Source organism: Acidovorax sp. A79, from assembly GCF_041154505.1.
Lineage (GTDB): Bacteria > Pseudomonadota > Gammaproteobacteria > Burkholderiales > Burkholderiaceae_C > Acidovorax.
On record NZ_AP028672.1, the window covers coordinates 2712612 to 2733067 of the forward strand.

General features: G+C 69.7%; 21 protein-coding genes. 13 read left to right on the forward strand and 8 right to left on the reverse strand.

What is annotated here, in order from left to right; all coding sequences use genetic code 11:
- Window positions 1-36: 36 nt before the first annotated feature.
- The 4 genes from ACAM51_RS12465 to ACAM51_RS12480 all read left to right on the forward strand — a co-directional run bounded on the left by ACAM51_RS12465 (window position 37) and on the right by ACAM51_RS12480 (window position 3626).
- Window positions 37-1272, forward strand: a complete 1236-nt coding sequence (locus tag ACAM51_RS12465; protein WP_369643693.1) for a helix-turn-helix domain-containing protein — start codon at window positions 37-39, stop codon at window positions 1270-1272.
- 120 nt (window positions 1273-1392) lie between these two features.
- Window positions 1393-2046, forward strand: a complete 654-nt coding sequence (locus ACAM51_RS12470) for a PQQ-binding-like beta-propeller repeat protein (RefSeq protein WP_218339512.1) — start codon at window positions 1393-1395, stop codon at window positions 2044-2046.
- A gap of 160 nt (window positions 2047-2206) precedes the next feature.
- Window positions 2207-3019: a DUF899 domain-containing protein gene (locus ACAM51_RS12475; RefSeq protein WP_369643694.1), complete on the forward strand. Its 813-nt coding sequence runs from the start codon at window positions 2207-2209 to the stop codon at window positions 3017-3019.
- Between the two features lie 16 nt (window positions 3020-3035).
- Window positions 3036-3626, forward strand: a complete 591-nt coding sequence (locus ACAM51_RS12480; protein WP_369643695.1) for a hypothetical protein — start codon at window positions 3036-3038, stop codon at window positions 3624-3626.
- Here ACAM51_RS12480 and ACAM51_RS12485 read toward each other — a convergent pair whose 3' ends face one another.
- Entirely contained in the window at window positions 3627-4010 is a 384-nt protein-coding gene (locus ACAM51_RS12485) for a VOC family protein (RefSeq protein WP_218297200.1), read from the reverse strand. It abuts the gene before it with no gap.
- Window positions 4011-4266: 256 nt separating this feature from the next.
- On the opposite strand from ACAM51_RS12485, the gene ACAM51_RS12490 reads away from it, so the two are divergent.
- The 8 genes from ACAM51_RS12490 (at window position 4267) to ACAM51_RS12525 (ending at window position 12987) form a co-directional block, all read left to right on the forward strand.
- Window positions 4267-4845 carry a flavin reductase family protein gene (locus ACAM51_RS12490; RefSeq protein WP_369643696.1) on the forward strand — a complete coding sequence of 193 codons (579 nt, stop codon included), beginning with the start codon at window positions 4267-4269 and terminating at the stop codon, window positions 4843-4845.
- 263 nt (window positions 4846-5108) lie between these two features.
- Window positions 5109-6731, forward strand: a complete 1623-nt coding sequence (locus tag ACAM51_RS12495) for an ABC transporter substrate-binding protein (RefSeq protein WP_369643811.1) — start codon at window positions 5109-5111, stop codon at window positions 6729-6731.
- A 163-nt stretch (window positions 6732-6894) separates the two neighbouring features.
- Window positions 6895-7869 carry an ABC transporter permease gene (locus ACAM51_RS12500; protein WP_218339473.1) on the forward strand — a complete coding sequence of 325 codons (975 nt, stop codon included), beginning with the start codon at window positions 6895-6897 and terminating at the stop codon, window positions 7867-7869.
- A gap of 21 nt (window positions 7870-7890) precedes the next feature.
- Window positions 7891-8805, forward strand: coding sequence for an ABC transporter permease (locus tag ACAM51_RS12505; protein ID WP_218297197.1), 915 nt, complete (start codon window positions 7891-7893; stop codon window positions 8803-8805).
- Complete coding sequence (locus ACAM51_RS12510) at window positions 8802-9785, forward strand: ABC transporter ATP-binding protein (RefSeq protein ID WP_218339472.1); 984 nt, start codon at window positions 8802-8804, stop codon at window positions 9783-9785. Before ACAM51_RS12505 ends, ACAM51_RS12510 begins: the two co-directional genes overlap by 4 nt.
- Window positions 9782-10795, forward strand: a complete 1014-nt coding sequence (locus ACAM51_RS12515; RefSeq protein ID WP_369643697.1) for an ABC transporter ATP-binding protein — start codon at window positions 9782-9784, stop codon at window positions 10793-10795. Before ACAM51_RS12510 ends, ACAM51_RS12515 begins: the two co-directional genes overlap by 4 nt.
- 46 nt (window positions 10796-10841) lie before the next feature.
- The gene (locus tag ACAM51_RS12520) at window positions 10842-11765 is read left to right on the forward strand and encodes an alpha/beta hydrolase (RefSeq protein ID WP_218339470.1); all 924 of its coding nucleotides are present in this window, start codon (window positions 10842-10844) and stop codon (window positions 11763-11765) included.
- A gap of 91 nt (window positions 11766-11856) precedes the next feature.
- Window positions 11857-12987: a M20 family metallopeptidase gene (locus tag ACAM51_RS12525; RefSeq protein WP_369643698.1), complete on the forward strand. Its 1131-nt coding sequence runs from the start codon at window positions 11857-11859 to the stop codon at window positions 12985-12987.
- Window positions 12988-13023: 36 nt separating this feature from the next.
- Here ACAM51_RS12525 and ACAM51_RS12530 read toward each other — a convergent pair whose 3' ends face one another.
- Window positions 13024-13779: a tyrosine-protein phosphatase gene (locus tag ACAM51_RS12530; RefSeq protein WP_369643699.1), complete on the reverse strand. Its 756-nt coding sequence runs from the start codon at window positions 13777-13779 to the stop codon at window positions 13024-13026.
- Window positions 13780-13915: 136 nt separating this feature from the next.
- On the opposite strand from ACAM51_RS12530, the gene ACAM51_RS12535 reads away from it, so the two are divergent.
- On the forward strand, window positions 13916-14767 hold the full coding sequence (locus ACAM51_RS12535) for a helix-turn-helix domain-containing protein (protein ID WP_369643700.1): 852 nt from the start codon (window positions 13916-13918) through the stop codon (window positions 14765-14767).
- On the opposite strand, the gene ACAM51_RS12540 is transcribed toward ACAM51_RS12535, so the two are convergent.
- The 6 genes from ACAM51_RS12540 to ACAM51_RS12565 form a co-directional block, all read right to left on the reverse strand.
- Window positions 14728-15066 carry a DUF2834 domain-containing protein gene (locus ACAM51_RS12540; protein ID WP_369643701.1) on the reverse strand — a complete coding sequence of 113 codons (339 nt, stop codon included), beginning with the start codon at window positions 15064-15066 and terminating at the stop codon, window positions 14728-14730. The two genes, ACAM51_RS12535 and ACAM51_RS12540, sit on opposite strands and share 40 nt — an antisense overlap.
- A gap of 149 nt (window positions 15067-15215) precedes the next feature.
- Window positions 15216-15566: a DUF4124 domain-containing protein gene (locus ACAM51_RS12545; RefSeq protein WP_369643702.1), complete on the reverse strand. Its 351-nt coding sequence runs from the start codon at window positions 15564-15566 to the stop codon at window positions 15216-15218.
- Between the two features lie 74 nt (window positions 15567-15640).
- A complete protein-coding gene (locus tag ACAM51_RS12550; RefSeq protein WP_369643703.1) occupies window positions 15641-16246 on the reverse strand; it encodes a YbhB/YbcL family Raf kinase inhibitor-like protein in 606 nt (201 codons plus the stop codon).
- A 115-nt stretch (window positions 16247-16361) separates the two neighbouring features.
- Window positions 16362-17141, reverse strand: coding sequence for a helix-turn-helix transcriptional regulator (locus ACAM51_RS12555; protein ID WP_369643704.1), 780 nt, complete (start codon window positions 17139-17141; stop codon window positions 16362-16364).
- A gap of 110 nt (window positions 17142-17251) precedes the next feature.
- A complete protein-coding gene (locus tag ACAM51_RS12560) occupies window positions 17252-17470 on the reverse strand; it encodes a hypothetical protein (RefSeq protein ID WP_369643705.1) in 219 nt (72 codons plus the stop codon).
- Complete coding sequence (locus ACAM51_RS12565) at window positions 17467-20394, reverse strand: DNA topoisomerase III (protein ID WP_369643706.1); 2928 nt, start codon at window positions 20392-20394, stop codon at window positions 17467-17469. The genes ACAM51_RS12560 and ACAM51_RS12565 overlap by 4 nt, the downstream gene beginning before the upstream one ends.
- Window positions 20395-20456 lie beyond the last annotated feature (62 nt).

A 20456-nucleotide genomic window follows, 5' to 3' on the forward strand; every position in this document is an offset into this window, starting at 1 on the left:
ACGGCCCTGGCGCACGGCTGCGTGTAGGCTGTCGCCATGGATTCGCTGATCACCGCCGCCGCACGCGCGCTGGCCGCCGGGGACCCGCTGGGCGCGCTCAAGCGCGTGGCGCTGCGCGACGACCCGCCCGCGCTGGCTCTGCGCGGCATCGCCATGGCCCAGCTGGGTGAGCTGGCCCGCGCGCGCGACCTGCTGCGGCAGGCGGGCCGCGCGTTTGGCGCCCACGAGGCCCGGGCCCGCGCGCGCTGCGCGGTGGCCGAGGCCGAGGTGGCGCTGGCCCTGCGCGACCTGGGCGGCCAGGGCCAGGCACTGCTGGCGGCGGCCGACACGCTGCAGGCCCATGGCGACGCGATCAACGCCCTGCAGGCCCGGCTGGTGGCGGCCCGCAGGCTGATTCTGCTGGGGCGGCTGGCGCAGGCCTCCGCCGCACTCGCAGCCGTCCAGGCGGCGGGCATGCCGGCCCAGCTGCCCGCGCCGCTGGCCGCCGTGGCCGCGCTCACGGCCGCAGAGCTGGCCCTGCGCACCTTGCACATCGACGCCGCAGACGCCGCGCTGCAGCGGGCCGCCGAGGCGGCCGGCCACGCCGGGGTGCCCGCCCTGGTGGCCGAGGTGGCCCACGCCCGCACGCTGCTCCAGCAGCCCGCGGCCCGCCGCCTGGGGCCGGGCACCGAGCACCTGCTGCAGCTGCGGGACGTGGCGGCGCTGCGCGCAGCGGGCGACACACTGGTGGTGGACGCCTGCCGCCACGGCGTGCAGGCGGGCGGCGCGTGGCACCCGCTGGCGCGCCGGCCGGTGCTGTTTGCACTCGTGCGCGCGCTGGCCCAGGCGTGGCCGGGCGACGCGGACCGCGATACGCTGATCGCCGACGTGTTCCGCACGCGCCACCCCGACGAGACCCACCGCGCCCGCCTCCGCGTGGAAATGGGGCGCCTGCGCGCGCTGATGGCACCGCTGGCGGGCGTGGAGGCCACCGCACGCGGCTTCGTGCTGCGCCCCCAGGGGGGCCGCGGGGTGGCCGTGCTCGCGCCGCCGGTCGATGGCGCGCAGGGCGCGCTGCTGGCGCTGCTGTCCGACGGCGCCGCGTGGTCCACATCGGCCCTGGCGCTCGCGCTGGGCGACAGCCAGCGCACCGTGCAGCGCGCGCTGGCCGAGCTGGAGGCCGGCGGCCAGGTGCGCGCCATCGGCCAGGCCCGCGCCCGCCGCTGGCTGGCGGCGCCGCTCGTCGGATTCACGACGATCTTGTTACTCCCCACGGCGCAGCCGATTCCCTAAAGTGGCATCACCAACCGTTGAAGGAGCCCAGCCATGACCGCCATCACCCGCACCCCACAAGCCCCCCGCGACGCAGCCTGCAGCAGCCAGGTGGGCGACACCCCGCCGCCGCACCGGCAGATGCCCATCGCCTCGCGCCAGCCCGCCCAGGTGGTGCGCGAGTACGGACCGTTCGGCGATGCCGGGGCGGTCCATGGCGTGACGCACGACGGCCAGCGCGTGTGGGCCGCCACGGGCGAGCACCTGGTGGCTTTCGACCCTGCCAGCGGCACCACCGCCCGCACGCTCGACGTGGCGTGCGACGCGGGCACGGCCTTCGACGGCACGCACCTCTACCAGATCGCCGAGGCGCGCATCGACAAGATCGACCCTTCCACCGGCCGCGTCCTGGCCACCATCCCCGCGCCGGGCGGCGGCAACGACTCGGGCCTGACCTGGGCCGAAGGCAGCCTGTGGGTGGGCCAGTACCGCGACCGCAAGATCCACCAGATCGACCCCGCCACGGGGGCCATCCGCCGCACCATCGAGTCCGACCGCTTCGTGACCGGCGTGACCTGGGTGGACGGCGAGCTGTGGCACGGCACCTGGGAGGGCGACGAAAGCACGCTGCGCCACATCGACCCCGCCAGCGGTGCCGTGCTGCAGCAGCTGGACCTGCCGCAGGGCATGGGCGTGAGCGGGCTCGAGTCCGACGGGGCCGGCCTGTTCTACGCCGGCGGCGGCAGCAGCGGCAAGGTGCGCGCCGTGCGCCGGCCCGGGGCGCCCCGCGCCTGAACGGGGCGGCCGCGCGCCGCGCCCATCGCCGTGCACCCCACGGGCCCTGCACCGGCGCCGCGCCTTCCGCGCGGGCCGCAGGCCGGGGGCAGGTGCGCCTGGCCCGCCCGCGAGCCCATCCTTCTTCTACCCCACCCGCCACCCCATCGAGGAGTCCTCCATGAACGCCCCCACACAACAACATCCCGTGGTCTCCGCCCGCCAATGGCTGGCCCAGCGCCACACCCTGCTGGCCCGCGAGAAGGCGCTGACCCGCCTGCGCGACGAGATCGCCCAGGAGCGCCGCGCGCTGCCCTGGACCCGCGTGGACAAGCGCTACACCTTCGACACGCCCCAGGGCCCGCGCGCCCTGGCCGACCTTTTCGACGGCCGCAGCCAGCTGCTGGTGCAGCATTTCATGTTCGGCCCGGGGTGGGAGCAAGGCTGCCCCAGCTGCTCGTTCATGGCCGACCACCTGGGTGGCATGGAGCTGCACCTGCAGCACCGCGACGTGTCGGTGCTTGCCATCTCGCGCGCGCCGCTGGCCGAGATCGAGCGCTTTCGCGAGCGCATGGACTGGCGGTTCCGCTGGGTGTCGTCGCACGGCAGCGACTTCAACCACGACTTCGCCGTGAGCTTCACGCCCGAGCAGCGCGCACGGGGGAACGGCGAGGTCTTCTACAACTACGGCATGCGGCCGTTCCCCGCCGAGGAGGCGCCGGGCATCAGCGTGTTTGTGCGCAACGATGCGGGCGAGGTGTTCCACACCTACTCGACCTTCGGGCGCGGCGTCGAGGCCATGATGGGCACCTACCAGCTGCTGGACCTGACGCCGCTGGGGCGCCACGAAACCAACCCGGCCTACCCCATGGACTGGGTGCGCCACCACGACCGCTACGCGCCCGCCGACGCCGCCCGCACCCCGGCCGCTCCGGCTGCACAGGCAAGCCAGGCCCACCCTGCACCGGGCGCGTGCTGCTCCGCACGGGGCTGAACACCGCCCCACGGCCATGGACACCCTCTGGCCCTGGCTCGCCACCGCCGCGCTGGGCGCCCTGCACGGGATGAACCCTGCCACGGGCTGGGGACTGGCGGCGGCCTGGGGCCTGCGGACGCACGACCACGGCATCCCGCTGCGCGCCGTGCTGCCCCTGGCCACCGGGCACCTGGCCTCGGTGGCGCTGGTGGCCACCACGGCGGTGTGGGGCCTGCCGCTGGCCCGGCCCGTGCTGCTGGCGGTGGCGGGCGGATTGTGCGCGGTGGTGGTGCTGGCCCACCTGCGTGGGCATACCGCGCCGCCCTGCATCCGCAGGCCTGCCGGGCACGCGGGCCTGGCCCTGTGGTCCTTTGGGACGGCCACCGCCCACGGCGCGGGGCTGATGCTGGTGCCCGCGCTGGCGCCGCTGTGCCTGGGCGGTGGCGCGGCAGGGGGCGGTGCCGCATCCACCCCCCTGCTGCTGGCGCTGGCCGCACTGGGCGTTCACACCCTGGCCATGCTGGCGGCCAGCGCCGCCATGGCCGCCGCCGCATGCCGTGGCGTGCAGGGGGCCACACGCTGGCTGCAGCGCCACAAGCGCCGCGCCTGCCGCCCAGTCCGTTGACTACGCCTTTGGGGGGCGGTGCAGCGCGCAGAGCTTGTTGCCGTCCGGGTCGCGCAGGTACGCCAGGTACAGCTTGCCGCCGGGGCCTTCGCGGTAGCCGGGCGGGTCTTCGCAGGTGGTGCCCCCGTGGGCGACACCCGCCGCATGGAACGCATCGGCCTGCTCGGGCGACTGCATGGCAAAGCCGATGGTGCCGCCGTTGGCAAAGGTGGCGGCCTCGCCATTGATGGGGGTGCTGATGCAGAAGGTGCCGGAGGGGCCCCGGTAGAAGTAGCGGTTCTTGTTGGCGACGCCAGGGGGCACACCGATGGTGCCGAGCAGCGCGTCGTAGAACTTTCGGGATACCTCCAGGTCGTTCACACCGACCATCACATGACTGAACATACTTTTTTGTCTCCGCTGGGCCCCGATGGGGCGGTTGATGGGCGAAGGGATGTTACCGGCTGCGCACCCGCGCGCTGTCGCCCAGCAGACCGTGGCGCGGGCAGCGCCTGCGTGGAGTGAGTGGCCTGCACGGCGCGCGGGGGCACCACTGCCGGCGAACACGCTGCAGCCTGGCATTTTTCAAGCCAAAATGCCCTGGAGCGCACATTCAATCACCGCCATCAGCTATCAATTAGAGAGCATTCACCCTCCCACCATGCCACCCACCACCCACTTCACCCCCGTCCCCCTCGACAAGGCCTACCGCCTGCTCAACCACGGCCCCACCGTGCTGGTGTCGGCCGCGCACGCCGGCCAGCGCAACGTGATGGCGGCCGCCTGGGCCTGCGCGCTGGACTTTTCCCCGCCCAAGGTGACGGTGGTGCTCGACAAGGCCACACGCACGCGCGAACTGGCGGAGGCCAGCGGCGCCTTCGCGCTGCAGCTGCCCACCGTGCCCATGGCGGCGATGACCGTGGCCATTGGCACCGACAGCGCCAAGACCCACCCCGACAAACTGCGGCAGCACGGCGTGGAGCTGTTCCACGCCCCCGGCCACGCCAATACCCCGCTGGTGCACGGCTGCGCCGCCTGGCTGCTGTGCCGCGCCATCCCCGAGCCGCACAACCAGCAAGCCTACGACCTCTTCATCGGCGAAGTGGTGGCCGCCTGGGCGGACGAGCGCGTGTTCCGCAACGGGCACTGGGAGTTCGACACCGCACCTCAGGCGCTGCGCACGCTGCACTACGTGGCGGGCGGGCAGTTCTATGCGACGGGGGCGTCGGTCGTGGTGTGAAAGGCGCTGTGGCCACCACAGCGCGGCATGAAGGGCAGTGGGCGCCGCCTCCCGGAGAATCCGGTCCATGCGGAATACCCTAGTGGCTCCGGTTCTTTGACCAGATAATATGCATGCATAGCGAATGCGAAGCCGCTGCGCTGCCGTGCCACGGCCAACCGCAGTCCCGGCGCGCTGCGGCAGCGGCGCCGTGCGGCGGCTGCCTTTCGACTTCGCTGCGTGTATCCCCCGGTTGTAGATGAAACAAGGAAGCTGAAATGAACATGGGTTTTCGAAAGACCGTGCTGGCCGTGGCGAGCGGCGTGGTGGTGTCGGTAGGTGGGGCAGGGGTTGCGCAGGCGCAGTCGCTCACCATCGCGCTGGCGGCCGAACCGACCGCGGCCGATCCGCACTATCACAAGATGACGGCCAACGATGCTTTTTCGGCCCATGTCTATGACTCGCTGGTGGCGCGCAACGCCAAGATGGAGCTGATCCCTTCGCTGGCCACGTCGTGGAAGAACCTGGACGACCTGACCTGGGAGTTCAAGCTGCGCCCCGGCGTCAAGTTCTCGAACGGCCAGCCGTTCACGTCCAAGGACGTGCTGTTCACCATCTGCCGCACGCTGCACAACGAGACCAACGTCTCGGAGTCGTACACCGACACCACCAAGCGCATCACCGACGTGAAGACGCCCGATGACCTGACCGTGATCATCAAGACCGTGGCGCCGCTGCCGCTGCTGCCCGCCGAAATGGCGCGTTCATTGCCGATTCTGTGGAGCGGTATTGCCCAGGGCGGCAAGCTCGCGTTCGCACCCAAGACGGGCTGCGGCGTGACCGGCGCCTGGCCGACCGTGACCGATTTCAATACCGGCAAGACCGCCATCGGCACCGGCCCGTTCCTGATGAAGTCCTACGTCAAGGGCACCGGCATCCAGCTGGAGCGCAACGAAGCCTACTGGGGCGAGAAGCCCCACTGGAAGACGGTGAAGATGGTGCCGGTGCCCAGCGCCGGCCCGCGCCTGACGGGCCTGCTGTCGGGTGACTACGACGTGATCGAGAACCCCGCCGCGCGCGACCTGACGCGTGTGAAGGACAACGCCAAGTTCGACTTCGTCGCGACGCCATCGACGCGCCTCGTGTTCCTGCAGCCCGACATCGGCCGCAACCCCAGCCCCCTGGTGAAGGCCGCCGACGGCAAGAACCCGCTGCAGGATGTGCGCGTGCGCCGGGCCATGAACATGGCCATCGACCGCAAGGCCATCGTGCAGCGCATTATGGACGGCATGGCCACGCCCGCCTACCAGTACATGCCCGACGGCATGTTCGGCGCGCTGCCCCAGGCCCCCGAGATCAAGTTCGATCCCGAAGGCGCCAAGAAGCTGCTGGCCGAAGCCGGTTACCCCAACGGTTTCGAGCTGACGCTGTCATCCACCAACGACCGCTACGTGAACGACGCCCAGGTGGCCCAGTCGGTGGCGCAGTACTTCACGCGCATCGGCATCAAGACCAACGTGGATGCGATGACCGCGTCGATCTACTTCCCCAAGCGTGCCAAGCGCGAATTCAGCCTGCCCATGGGCGGCTGGCCCGCGGAAACGGGCGAGGCGTCGGCGCTGTTCCAGCTGTGGGTGGCATCGCTGGATGCGCCCAAGGGCCAGGGCACCAGCAACTACGGCGCCAACTACAACCCCGAGTTCGACAAGCTGTACCTGCCGGCCGCCGACACGGTGGACCCCGCCAAGCGCAAGGCCGGCCTGGAAGCCGCCACCAAGTTCGCCCTGGACAACGTGGCGCTGATCCCGCTGCACTTCGAGAGCAGCATCTGGGCCTTCAAGAAGGGCCTGAGCTACGAAGGCCGCCGCGACCAGTACACGCTGGCCACCTCGGTCAAGGCCAAGTAAGCCACTGCCGGCCAGTGGACGGATACGGGGTGCGCTTGCGCACTCCGTATTTTTATTTGCCACGCCGCGTTGTCGCAGGCCCGCCATGTCCAGGCCCCCACGCCTTGGCCTTTGCAACGCCACCGTGGCGCGGCTTCCATCCATTTCGCAAGGGGGTGCCTGAGTGCTCGTCTTCATCCTGCGAAGGTTCATGCAGAGCCTTCTTGTCCTCCTGGCGGTGTCGCTGGTGGTGTTCTTTGCGGTGTATGCCGTGGGCGACCCCATCGAACTGCTGGTCAACGCCGAGGCCAGCGAGGCCGACCGCCTGGCGATGATCAAGCGCCTGGGCCTCGACCTGCCCATCTGGCAGCAGTACACGAGCTTCCTGTTTCGCGCGCTCAAGGGCGACCTGGGCACCTCGTTCGTGCACGGGATTCCGGCCATCGAACTGATCGTGCAGCGCATTCCGGCCACGCTGGAGCTGGTGCTGGTGGCGATCACGCTGACCATCGTGGTCGGCATTCCGCTGGGCCTGGTCGCCGGCCTCAAGAATGACAAGCCCACGGGGCGGGGGCTGATGGCGGGCTCGGTGCTGGGTTTTTCGCTGCCCAACTTCTGGCAGGGCATGGTGCTGATCCTGTGTTTCGCCGTGTGGCTGCAGTGGCTGCCCGCCGCGGGGCGTGGTGACACGGTGGCGGTGTTCGGCGTGCCGCTGTCGTTGCTGACGGCGGATGGCTGGTCGCATGTGATGCTGCCGGCCGTGAACCTGGCGCTGGCCAATATCGCGCTGGTGCTGCGCCTGACGGCGACGGGCGTGGTGGACGCCAAGACACAGGAGTACGTGAAATTCGCCCGCGCCAAGGGCCTGAAGCCGCGCCGCATCCTCACGCGCCACATCCTGCGCAACATCCTGATCCCGGTGGTCACGGTGATCGGCATGGAGTTTGGCTCGCTCATCGCCTACTCCACCATCACCGAGACCGTGTTTGCCTGGCCCGGCATGGGCAAGCTGCTGATCGACAGCATCTACCAGCTCGACCGCCCCGTGGTCGTGGCGTACGTGATGCTGGTGACCTTCATCTTCGTGATGATCAACATGCTGGTGGACATGCTGTATGCGGCGCTGGACCCGCGCGTGCAGCTGCAAGAGTCCGAATAGGAAAGCGGGCACAAGCGATTTATGCAAACTCCAGAATCCCCCCCCACTCCCCACGCCCCGTTGACGGAAACGCCGCGCCGCCGGGCCATCCTCAAGCAATTGCGCAGCCGCCCGTCCCTCAGGGGCTCGGCGATTTCGCTGGTCGTGCTGCTGCTGGTGGTGATGCTGGCGCCGTTCCTGGCGCCGCAGAACCCCTATGACCTGGCCGCCCTGGACCTGATGGACGGGCGCCTGCCGCCGGGCTCGGCCAGCATGGACGGCTTCCACTACTGGCTGGGCACCGACAGCCAGGGCCGAGACATGCTCAGCGCCATCCTGTATGGCCTGCGCATCAGCCTGACCGTGGGCCTGGCCGCGGTGGCGCTGGCCACCGTGATCGGCAGCCTGATCGGCCTGCTCGCGGCCTACGTGGGCGGCCTGGTCGACACCGTGCTGATGCGCATCGTGGACTTCATCCTGGGCTTTCCGACCATCCTGGTGGCGCTGGTGCTGCTGGCGATGCTGGGGCGCGGCGTGGACAAGGTCGTGATCGCCATCGTGATGGTGCAGTGGGCGCACTACGCGCGCATCATGCGCAGCCGCGCGCTGCAGGAGCGCCGCAAGGAATACATCGAGGCGGCACAGAACCTGGGCTTTCCAGCCTGGCGCATCATGCTGCGCCACCTGCTGCCCAACTGCCTGGGCCCGGTGATGGTGTTCGCCACCATCCAGATCGCCAACGCCATCGTGCTGGAAGCCACGCTGTCGTTCCTGGGCGTGGGCGTGCCCATCACCGAGCCATCGCTGGGCCTGCTCATCGCGAACGGCTTCCAGTACCTGCTGTCTGGCGACTACTGGATCAGCATGTTCCCCGGCCTGGCCCTGCTGGCCCTCATCCTGGCGATCAACGTGATCGCCGACCGCCTGCGCGCCGCGCTGGACCCGAGAAGCCCATGACAACCCCTTTGCTTGCAGTGCGTGGCCTGCACACCGTTTTTCACACCGAGGAAGGCGCCTGGCCCGCCGTCAGCGGGATCGACCTGTCCATCGGGCCTGGCGAGATCCTGGGCCTGGTCGGCGAATCCGGCTCGGGCAAGTCGGTCACCGGCTTTTCCATCTTCGGCCTGATCGACCCTCCCGGCGAGGTGATCGCCGGCGAGGTGCTGTTCAAGGGCCGGAACCTGCGCGACCTGAGCGAGGAGCAGATGCGCCAGCTGCGCGGCGACCGCATCGCGATGATCTTCCAGGACCCTCTGATGACCTTGAACCCGGTGCTGCGCATCGAGGAGCAGATGCTCGAGGCCATCCAGACCCATGCCAGCGTGCCGCGCACCCAGGCGCTCCAGCGCTGCGTGGAGGCGCTGGAGATGGTGGGCATCCCCGCCCCGGCTTCGCGCCTGCGCAACTACCCGCACGAGTTCTCGGGCGGCATGCGCCAGCGCGTGGCGATCGCCATCGCCATGCTCAACAAGCCCGAGCTGATCATCTGCGACGAGCCCACCACGGCGCTCGATGTGACGATTCAGGGCCAGATCCTGTACCGCATGCAGGAGATCTGCCGCACGCACGGCACGGCGCTCATCTGGATCACCCACGACCTCGGCGTGATCGCCGAGCTGGCCGACAAGGTCGCGGTGATGTACGCGGGCAAGATCGTCGAGTCCGGCCCGGTGGATGAGGTGCTGGATGCCCCGGTGCACCCGTACACCCGCGGCCTGCTCGATTCGCTGCCCGGCGCCGCCCTGCCCGGCGGACGCCTGCGGCAGATCAGCGGCATGGCGCCGATGCTGGGCAACCGCCCCGCCGGCTGCGCCTTTGCGCCGCGCTGCGCGCACGCCCTGGCGCAATGCGCCACGGGCGAACCGGAGAACACCACGGTGAATGGGCGTACCTACCGCTGCTTTGCCCCCCTCGTTGCCCTGGACCCTGCCGCATGAGCCACACCGCACCACCTCCCGTCATCGAATTGCGCAATGTGTACAAGCGCTTTGCCAAAAGGCAGGACCTGATCGGGCGCGTGTTCGAGCTGGCCGGCAAGAAGCCCGAGCCGCGCACCGTGCATGCCGTCAACGGCGTGAGCCTGGCGATTGCGCAGGGCGAGGTGCTGGGCCTCGTGGGGGAGTCCGGCTGCGGCAAGTCCACGCTTGGCCGCATCGTCGCCGGCCTGCACCGCCAGACCGAAGGCGAACTGCTGTACCAGGGCGCCGCCGTGGACGGCCTGGACCGGGCCGCCAGACTGGCCTACACACTGGGCGTGCAGATGGTGTTTCAGGACCCCCAGGCCTCGCTCAATCCGCGCCAGCGGCTGCACCAGATCCTGGGCGAGGCGCTGCACGTGCACAAACTCGCGCCCGCCGGCGAAATACCGGCACGCGTCGACAGGGCGCTGGCCGAAGTGGGCCTGGCCGCCGAGTACCGCACCCGCCTGCCGCACCAGCTCTCGGGCGGGCAGCGCCAGCGCGTGGGCATTGCCCGGGCGCTGATGGTGTCGCCCCGCTTCCTGGTCTGCGATGAGCCGGTCGCGGCGCTGGACGTGTCGATCCAGGCGCAGGTGATCAACCTGTTCATGGACCTGCGTGCCCAGCACGGCCTGACCTCCCTGTTCATCAGCCATGACCTCGGTGTGGTGCGCCACATCTCGGACCGCGTGGCCATCATGTACCTGGGCAAGATCGTCGAGATCTCGACCACGGCCGAGATTTTTGCGCGCGCCAACCATCCATACACCCAGGCGCTGATGGCCGAGGTGCCGAACCTGGAGCGGCGCAAGCGCGTGTTCGTGCCGATCCAGGGAGAGATTCCCTCGCCACTGAAACCGCCACCGGGCTGCACCTTCCACCCGCGCTGCCCGCACGCCATGGCCCGCTGCCGCGAGGAAGCACCGGCGCTCGAAGCCATCGCCCCCGGCCATTGGTCGGCCTGCCACCTGAACACCGCAGCGGCCTGACAACGGCAATGCCGCCCCGCCTGCTGCCCTGCCCCATTTCTTGCCTATGCCCAACGAACTTCATCTGCAATCCCTGCGCGACGCCGTGCAGCGGGTGGGCCGCCACGCGGTGGACTACAGCAACAGCCCCCTGCCCGGTGGCCGCTCCATCACGCTGAACACCTACCGGCCCGCACATGCCACGGACCACAGCCCCATCGTGCTGGTGCAGCACGGCGTGATGCGCAACGGCGACGACTACCGCGACTTCTGGATGCCCGCCGCCGACGAGCATGGCCTGGTCATCATCGCGCCCACGTTCTCGAACGCGCAGTGGCCCGACGTGGTGAGCTACAACAACGGCAACCTGCTGGCCACCGCCGACCGCGAAGCCCACGCCGACACGGCTCCGGCGAACCCACCCGGGGACTGGTCGTACACCGTCGTGACGCGGCTGGTCGATGAGCTCAAGGCATCGGGCGTGTTGACCACGCAGCCGCTGTACCTGTTCGGCCACTCCGCCGGCGGGCAGTTCGTGCACCGGCTGATGAGCGTGCTCACGCCCGGCACCTTTGCCGGTGTGGCCGCGGGCAACCCCGGCTGGTACACGCTGCCGCTGCTGGAGCTGCCGTTCCCCGAAGGCCTGGCCGGCACCCCCGCGGACACCGGCAGCCTGGCGCGCCTGTTCGCCTACCCGTTGACCATCCTGGCGGGCGACCAGGACATCGCCACGGCCGACGTGCACTTGCCGTCCGAACCGGCGGCACTGCGCCAGGGCCCGCACCGCTATGCCCGCGCGTTGAACTACTACGCCACCGCCCGGGCCGAGGCCGCGCGCCGCGGCCTGCCGCTGGCTTGGCAGCTGCACACCGTGGCGGGCATTGGCCACGATGGCAAGGCCATGTCGGCCGTCTGCGCGCACCTCTGGTTCCACGGCCACCTCCCCGACGCTGCACAACTGGCCCGGCTGGCCGGCGAGCACACGGCCTGACGCCCGCCGCCTGCACCTCCTCGGCCTCAGCCCTCCGTCCTGCGGGAAGCAGGCGGAGCCCCCGAACCACCCTGTCCCACCTTGCACCGCCATGACCACCTCCGCCACGACACAGACGCTCATTGACGGCATCACCGCCTGGATGCAGTGCGAGTCACCCACCAGCTCGCCCGCGGGCGTGGCGGCCATGGTGGCCGACATGGCCCGCTATGCCCTGGAAGGCGGACTGCAGGCCACCGTGACGCCACTGGGCGAGCGCGTGGGGCCGCTGCTGCACGTGACCAACCGCGCAGCCGGCGACACGCGCCCCGGGCTGCTGGTCCTGGGCCACTCGGACACCGTGCACCCGGTGGGCACCTTGAGCGACAACCCCTGCCGCATCGAGGGCGACCGCTTCTACGGCCCCGGCGGCTACGACATGAAGGCAGGCATCTACCTGGCCATGACGGCCCTGCGCGACCTGGCGGCCGCCGGCGCCAGCGCGATGCCGATCGACTTCGTGGTCGTGCCCGACGAAGAAACCGGCAGCCACGCTTCGCGTGTGCACATCGAGCGTTTTGCGCACAATGCCCGCTACGCCCTGGTCTGCGAGCCTGCCCGTGCCAATGGCGGCAGATGCGTGACCGCGCGCAAGGGCACGGGCATGCTGCGCCTGGGCGTGAAGGGCCATGCGGCCCATGCGGGCGTGGCGCATGAAAAAGGCCGCAGCGCGATCCGCGAAATGGCGCACCAGATCCTGGCGCTGGAGGCCATGACCGACTACGCGCGCGGCGTGACGGTGAGCGTGGGCACCGTCGAAGGTGGCACCGCCACCAACACGGTGCCGGCGCAGTGCCGCTGCGTGGTGGACTTTCGCCTCCCCGACCTGCAGGCCGCCGACGAGCTGGTGCACAAGATGCAGGCGCTGCGCCCGGTGGGCGCGGACATGGAACTCGACATCGAGGTCGAGGTGAACCGCCCGCCCATGGTCAAGAGCGAGGCCGTGGTGGCCCTGCTGGACCGCGCCAAGGCGTCGGCCCGGCATGCGGGCTTCGCGCTCGAAGATGCGCCCATGACCGGCGGCGGCAGCGACGCCAACTTCACCTCGGCCCTGGGGGTGCCCACACTCGACGGGCTGGGTGCCGACGGCGACGGCGCCCACACGCTGCAGGAACACATCCTCGTCTCGACCCTGGAGGCGCGCCTGAACTTCTGGCGCCATCTGCTGGCGCACCTGGCGTAAGGGGGCGATTCCCTGGTGGGCGTCTGAAAGGCGGCGTCAAGGCTGTTCGAGGTAGCGGACGGCCAGCGCCTGCCGGGCCGCCGCGCTCACGCCCAGCACGTCGCCCAGGTAGGCATCGACGCCCTGGAACTCGGTGTCCACCATGTGCAGGGCTGCATTGAGAAACTCCTCCTGCACACGCCACAGCACGGCCAGCACTTCGTCGGGCGCGTGGCTGGCCAACCCCTCGGGGCGGCGGTAGAGGGTGTTGGTGAGCAGGTAGTCCTGCATCACCACCTCGCGCCGCACGCCCAGCGCCAGCAGGATGAGGGCGGCGGCAAAGCCTGTGCGGTCCTTGCCCGCGGTGCAGTGGAACACCAGCGGGGTGGCGCTGCCTTCATCGAGCAGCAGGCGGAACAGCTCGGCAAATCGATGCGCGTTGTCGTGCACAAAGCCCCGGTAGGTGTCCTGCATCAGCGCCACGGCGTCTTGCGCGGTGAGCTGGCGGCCGGTGCGCTGCAGTTCCAGCGCGCGCTGCACCACCGTGGGCTCGATGGCCAGCGGGTGGTAGCTGATGCCCGGCAGCGCGTAGGCATACGCGGCGCTTTCGGCCTGGCCGCGAAAGTCCACCGCGCGGGCCACGCCCAGCTCGGCCAGCAGGGCCCGGTCCTGCGCGGTGAGGCCCGCCAGGTGGTCCGAGCGGAAGATGCGCCGCCATTTGACGGTGCGCCCGCCATGGCCGGCGTAGCCGCCCAGATCTCGGAAGTTGGTGGCCCCGGCCAGGGGAAGGGAGCGGGTGGGTGCTGACTGCATGGTGCGTGGCGGGGGATGCGGTGGGTGGGCTGGTGAAGCGGAAAGGATAGTAGCCGGGCGGTGCGGCAGGCGCATGTCGCGCGCGTGGCTGGACGGGTGTGCCTGCCAGCACATCGCCGGTGTGCAGAATCCGGGCATGCAGCGTCTTGTGCCCCTCCCCTCCGATCTACAGCCCTGGTTGATGGCAGCGGTGGTGATCGATGCCCCTGCGGAACTGGCGCAGTCGCATTTCCCGGCGATGGTGTCGAGCATGCTGGTGGTGCGGCTGGCCGGGCAGGTGCGGTGCCGGGGCGCGCTGGTGCCGCCGTCGGCCTGGATCAGCGCCAGCACCACGGCCACGGTGTACGAACACGGCGGACCGGTGCGGGCCGTGGGGCTGGTGCTGCAGCCTGAGGCCGCCGCGGCGCTGTTTGGCAGTGCACGCGGGCTGGTGAACACGCTACGGCCGCTGGCGGAACTGGTGGGCCCGCAATGGGCAGAGGTAGAGCATGGCGTGCTGGCGGCGGCAGACGATGCCACACGGCTTACGGTGCTGCACCAGTTCGTCCGGCAGCTGGCCGCACCGCCGTCGCCTTGTGATGCACGGCGGCGGCAAGCCCTGGCCTTGCTGCAGGCGGCCAGCGCCGACGCCACGGGCGCGGAATCAGGCCACCAGCGCATGGGCCTGGGCCAGCGGCAGTTTGAGCGGCGCTTTGCGGCGCACTGGGGCATGGCGCCCAAGCAGTTTCAGGTGATTGCGCGGCTGAACCGCACGCTGGGCAACGCCCTCGCCGCGCCCGGCGGCCCGGTGGTGGACCTGGCCGCCGGCCAGGGGTACTACGACCAGTCGCACATGGGGCGCGATGTGCGCAGGCTGGCGGGCCACCCGCTGCAGGCCCTGGTGCAAGGCACGCGCAGCCCGCTCACCGCGCACTGGCCCTTGCAGATCGGCGCGCAGGCCCTGCCGAATCAGCCTGCCCCACCCTTGGAGCCCACGCGCAAGCGCTGAGCCAGGTAGAGCGGCATCACAAACGCGAGGCCAATGCCAAAGCAGGCCGCGATGTAAGCCCAGCGCCACGCACCCAGGCTGCGGTCTGCCGCCACCCAGGCCGAGAACGCCACGGCGGCCAGGTACACGTCGAGGGTGATGCCGGTGGTGAGTGCATTGGCAAACGCATCCCGCCAGAAGACATCGGGCATCACGCTGCCGCCCGCCAGAAAGTACACCCCATTGAAGTACCAGGGGACGGCCAGGCCCACGAGGGCCAGCAAAAGAAAAAAGGTGTGCAGGTGTGTGTGTTTTTGCATCGGTGCATGCGGCCCCCCAAAGAAAAGGAGAGAGGCCCTGGGTAGTGAATCAACGCACCGATTGAATCCGCGCAGCCCCCTGGCGGGCTAGGAAAAAAGCGACATGCCTCACACCGGCGGGCCTGCCGCTGCCCGCCACCCTCATGAACTTACTGCGCGCGGGGCAGCGAGGTCACGGCGCCATCCACAGGCAGCTCCTGCGTGCCCTTGGGGCAGGGCTGGTCGGTGTAGGTGGTGTGGCCGTCCTTCACGCACTTGCGCGGCTGCGGGGCCGCGGGCTCGGACGCGCCGCCGTGCGCAGCGCGGGCTTGTGCGGCGGGCTGCTGCTTGCCGGGCGGCAAGGTGTCGGGGCCGGGGCGGGTGATCTTCTTCCAGGCCTGCTCGGTCCACGGCCCGGCGTGGGGCAGCCACTGGTCGGCCGTCCACCATGCGGCGGCCGCGGCGGCCAGCAGCAATGCGGCCAGGAGGGACCAGAGGGCTCGTTCGCGGGTGCTGCGCATGGGGTGGGCCTGTGGCGTGGTGGTGGGCGACCACCAAGCTTAAAACATCGCATCGCCCACCGGGCCGCGCCCTATCACGGCTGCTGCTTGCCTTTGGCTGCAGGGCGCCCGTAGCGCGCCGTGAGCGTGGCCTTGCCCAGGCTGTGGGCGTTGATCATGTAGCCGGCCAGCGCAGCGGTGGCGTCGGCAGGCAGGTCCAGGCGCGGCACCTTGAGCGCGTGCACGGTGAAGATGTAGCGGTGCGGCACATCGCCTTCGGGCGGGCAGGCCCCGCCCCAGGCGGCCACGCCATAGTCAATGCGCACATGGCTGGCGCCTGCGGGCAGCTTGGCGCCGCCAGCAGCACCCGCGTCGGACCGCAGCTCGGTGGTGCTGGCGGGGATGTTGACCACCGACCAGTGCCACCAGCCCGAGCCGGTGGGGGCATCGGGGTCGTAGGCGGTGACGGCGAAGCTCTGGGTGCCAGCAGGCGCGCCGCTCCAGCGCAGGGCGGGCGACTGGTTGTCGCCCGCACAGCCAAAGCCCTTGAACTCGAAGCGCTGGGGCAGTGTGCTGCCTTCGGCAAAGTCGGGGCTGGTGAGCGCGAAGGCCTGGGCGTGGGCGGCAGGGGCCAAGCCGATCGTGGCGAGTGCAGCGATGGCGGTGCCAACGCGAAGGGGGCGTGAAAGTGGGTGGGGCATCTGAAAAGCTCCTTGCAGTAGCGGTGTGAAACAAGGGCTTGATGGTGCTGCGCGCCGCGCCTTCGCATTGGCCCGGTGGCGTCAATGGCTGTGCGCTGCGCGTCAGCCGCAGGAATCAGGGCCGCAGCTGCGAGGGCGGAAAGCCAAAGCGTTCGCGGAAGGCCGCGCTGAAGCGGCTGTGCGACTCGTAGCCGCAGCGCGCAGCGATCTCGGACACCTGCAGCGCGGAGCTTTGCAGCAGCACCAGCGCCGTCTCCAGCCGCACGTCGCGCAGGCACTGGCTCACGGTTTCGCCCTCTTGCGCCAGGCGGCGCTGCAGGGTGCTGGCGCTGGTGGCAAAGGCGCTGGCGATGCGTTCGAGCGTCCAGTCGGCCTGCGGGCTGGGGCCCACCAGGCGGCGCACGCGTTCGGCCCAGCCCAGCTCGCCGGGCGGGGCGAAGACGATGCCCGCCTCAGCCAGCATCAGCAGCACTTCGAGCGCGCGGTGTTCGCGCAGCGCCTGCGAGCTGGCATCGCTCTCCAGCGCGGCCACGGCGCGCATGTAGCTGTCTTCAAAGGCGGCGTCGGCCGCGAGGCCCGCGCAGCCTTGCACTGGTGGGATGGCCGCGAACTGGCCGAACTGGCGGTGGAACTGCGCCACCAGCTCGGGCGCGACACACAGCAGCCGCGCCACATAGCGGCCTTGGGGTGCCGGGTCGTTGACCACCTCCCACTGCGCGCCGCACGGCAGCACGAACACCCGCCCGCTGGGGTAGCGGTGCCCGCCGCCGGGCGTGACCAAATGCTTGGTGCCCGACACCACCCAGCCCACCGAATCCATGCGCACGGTGACGGTGTGGATGCGGTGGTGCACCGTGGTGGCGATCTGCAAGGACAGCGCGGGTTCGCCCATCATTCGTTCCCCTGCGGTTCAGGTTCCGTCATCGACCGTGGGGGCGGAAAGGCTGGCTCCGCGCAGGTTCGGCAGGTTCAGCGGGGACGGCCTGCAAGGCAGCACACCCCACGTCAGCGCGTGCGCTCCCGCGATACGCCCACATCGATATCGCCAAACACGGTGACGCCGCTGGCACCCTGCGATGGCTGCGGGCTGGCGGGGTCGCTGGAGCGCGCAGAACCTGTCGTGCTGCTGCAGCCCCCCAGCGCGCCAACGACCGCGAGAGCCACCAGCGCGGTGCGCCAGAAGCCCCACACAGGCGATGCTGCGGATGCTGCGCGTGGCTTCATCCTTCGCCACCCAGGTGGTTGCCCAGAATGCCCGCCAGCTCGAACATGCCCGCGCTGTCCTTGCCAAACACGGCGCGCAGCTTGTCGTCGGCGACGATGGTGCGCTTGTCCTTGGGGTCCTGCAGGTTGTTTGCCTTGATATATTCCCACATCTTCTTGACGGCCTCGGGCCGGGCCACGGGCTCGGCGCCGATCACGGCAGCCAGGGCGGCGCTGGGGGCCTTGCCGGCTGCGGCCTTGCGCGGTGCCTTGGCAGCGGCGGTCTTGGTGGCCGGGGCTTTCTTGGCGGCGGCAGGTTTGGCGGACTTTTTGGCTGCAGCGCTTGTCTTTCCAGCCTTGGCAGCTACTGTTTTTGCAGCAGCGCCTGGGCGCGGCGGGAACTTGCTCGGTGCGAACTCGAAGTTGACCTTGCCCGCCTCCTTGTCCCACGCCAGGTGGGCCTTGAAGGCGCGGCGCGTGCGCATGCTCACGAACTTGTCGAGCAGGTCGGTCTTGCCCGTCTCCAGCAGCTTGTGCATCTGCTCGCGCTCCACGGGCTGCTGCAGGATGATCTTGCCGCTCTTGAAAGTGCAGCTGGGCGTGGGCTGCGCGGCGGTGGGCACGGCCTTGCTGCACACGTAGTTGCTGCCGTGCTCGTGCACTTCCGATCCGCAGATGGGGCAGGGGCCGAGCGCGGCGTCTTCAAACTCCACGAGCTCGCCAGACTCCTCGCCCTTCTTGTCGTCGCCAAAGTCGAACTCGAGCTTGTAGTTGTGCGCCTCGTCGTCGTACTTGATGACGATCTCGGAGGTGAAGGGCCAGCCCGCCTTGGAGCGGAAACCCTCCAGCGGGCCGATCTTCTTGTCGCGCAGCAGGGCGTTGGCCTCGGCCGTCTCGAAGGTGCGGCCCGCGGGCGACTTGCCGAAGCTGAAGCCGCAGCCTTCCGCACCAGGCTTACCCACGCAGGCAAAGCGGCGGTAGTTTTCCTTCACCGTGCCGCCGCAGTTGGGGCAGGGCGATTCAAGCGTGGCGTAGTCGCCGGGGATGGTGTCGCGGTCGTATTCCTTGGCCTTCTTGACCATGCGCTCGGTCATGGCGGCGATGTCGGCCATGAAGGATTCGCGGCTGAGCTGCCCCTTTTCCATCTGCGAGAGCTTGAACTCCCATTCGCCGGTCAGGTCGGCGCGGCACAGTTCCTCGACCTCCAGCCCGCGCAGCAGCGTCATGAGCTGGAAGGCCTTGGCCGTGGGAATGATTTCGCGGCCTTCGCGCAGCATGTACTTTTCGGTCAACAGGCCTTCGATGATGGCCGCGCGCGTAGCGGGCGTGCCCAGGCCTTTTTCCTGCATGGCTTCGCGCAGCTCGTCGTCGTCGATCTGCTTGCCGGCGCTTTCCATGGCGCCCAGCAGCGTGGCTTCGGAGTAGCGGGCGGGCGGCTTGGTCTTGAGGCCCTTGGGGTCGGCTGCCAGGGTGCTCACGCTTTCGCCGGGCTTCACGGGCACGAGGTTCTGGCCCTTGTCGCCGTCCTTGCCACCTTCCACCTCATCGGCGGCTTCCTTGCCGTAGATGGCCAGCCAGCCGGGCCTGACCAGCACCTTGCCTTCGGTCTTGAAGCTGTGGGGCGCCACCGTGGAAATACGGGTGGTGACGGTGTATTCGGCGCTCGGGAAGAACACCGCCATGAAGCGGCGCACGACCAGGTCGTACAGCTTCTGCTCGGCGTCGGAGAGGCCGCTGGGGGCCTGCAGCGTGGGGATGATGGCAAAGTGATCGCTCACCTTGCTGTTGTCGAAGATGCGCTTGGACGGACGCACGTAGTTGTTGTTCAGCGCGGTGAGCGCGTGCGGCGCCAGGTGCCGCATGCCGCTGTCGGCCAGCATCTCGAAGGTCTGCCTGGCCACGGGCAGGTAGTCCTCGGGCAGCGCGCGCGAGTCGGTACGCGGGTAGGTGAGGGCCTTGTGGCGCTCGTACAGGCTTTGCGCCAGCGCCAGCGTGGTCTTGGCCGAGAAACCGAACTTGCCGTTGGCCTCGCGCTGCAGGCTGGTCAGGTCGAACAGCAGGGGCGACGCCTGCGTGGTGGGCTTGCTCTCTTCGGTGACGGTGGCCTGCTTGCCGCGCACGGCGTTCGCAATGGCCGTGGCCTCGGCGGCGGACCACACGCGGTCCGCGCGCATCTCCACGTCCTCGCCCTTCTTCCACTTGGGGTCGAACCACTTGGCGGGGTACTCGCCGGCCTGCGCGCCGAAGGTGGCGTGGATTTCCCAGTAGTCGCGGCTCACGAACTTGCGGATCTTTTCCTCGCGCTCCACCACCAGCGACAGCGTGGGCGTCTGCACGCGGCCCACGGTGGTCAAGAAGAACCCGCCGTCGCGCGAGTTGAACGCCGTCATGGCGCGCGTGCCGTTGATGCCCACCAGCCAGTCGGCCTCGCTGCGGCTGCGCGCGGCGCTGGCCAGGCCCGCCATCTGCTGCTCGGTGCGCAGTGCGTCGAAGCCGTCGCGGATGGCCTGGGGCGTCATGGACTGCAGCCACAGGCGCTTGACGGGCTTGCCCAGGGGCTTGGCGCCGCCGGCGTACTGCTCGATCAGGCGGAAGATCAGCTCGCCCTCGCGGCCCGCGTCACAGGCGTTGATGAGTTGCGTCACGTCCTTGCGCTTGGCCTGCTTGACCACCGCGTTCAGGCGCGTCTTGGTCTTGTCCACGGGCTTCAGGTCGAAGTACGGCGGAATCACGGGCAGGTGGGCAAAGCTCCACTTGCCGCGCTTCACGTCGAACTCCTCGGGCGCCTGGATCTCCACGAGGTGGCCCACGGCGCTGGTGACCACGTAGCGGTCGTTCTCGAAGTGGTCGTCGTGCTTGTCGAACTTGCCCGCCACGGGGGTGAGCGCGCGCACGATGTCCTGCGCCACGGAGGGTTTCTCTGCAATTACCAGGGTCTTGGTCATTTGGGGCTCTTGCCTGTCATCGTCGTCGTTCGTTCTGAGCGCCCGGTTCCGGCCCGGTCGCT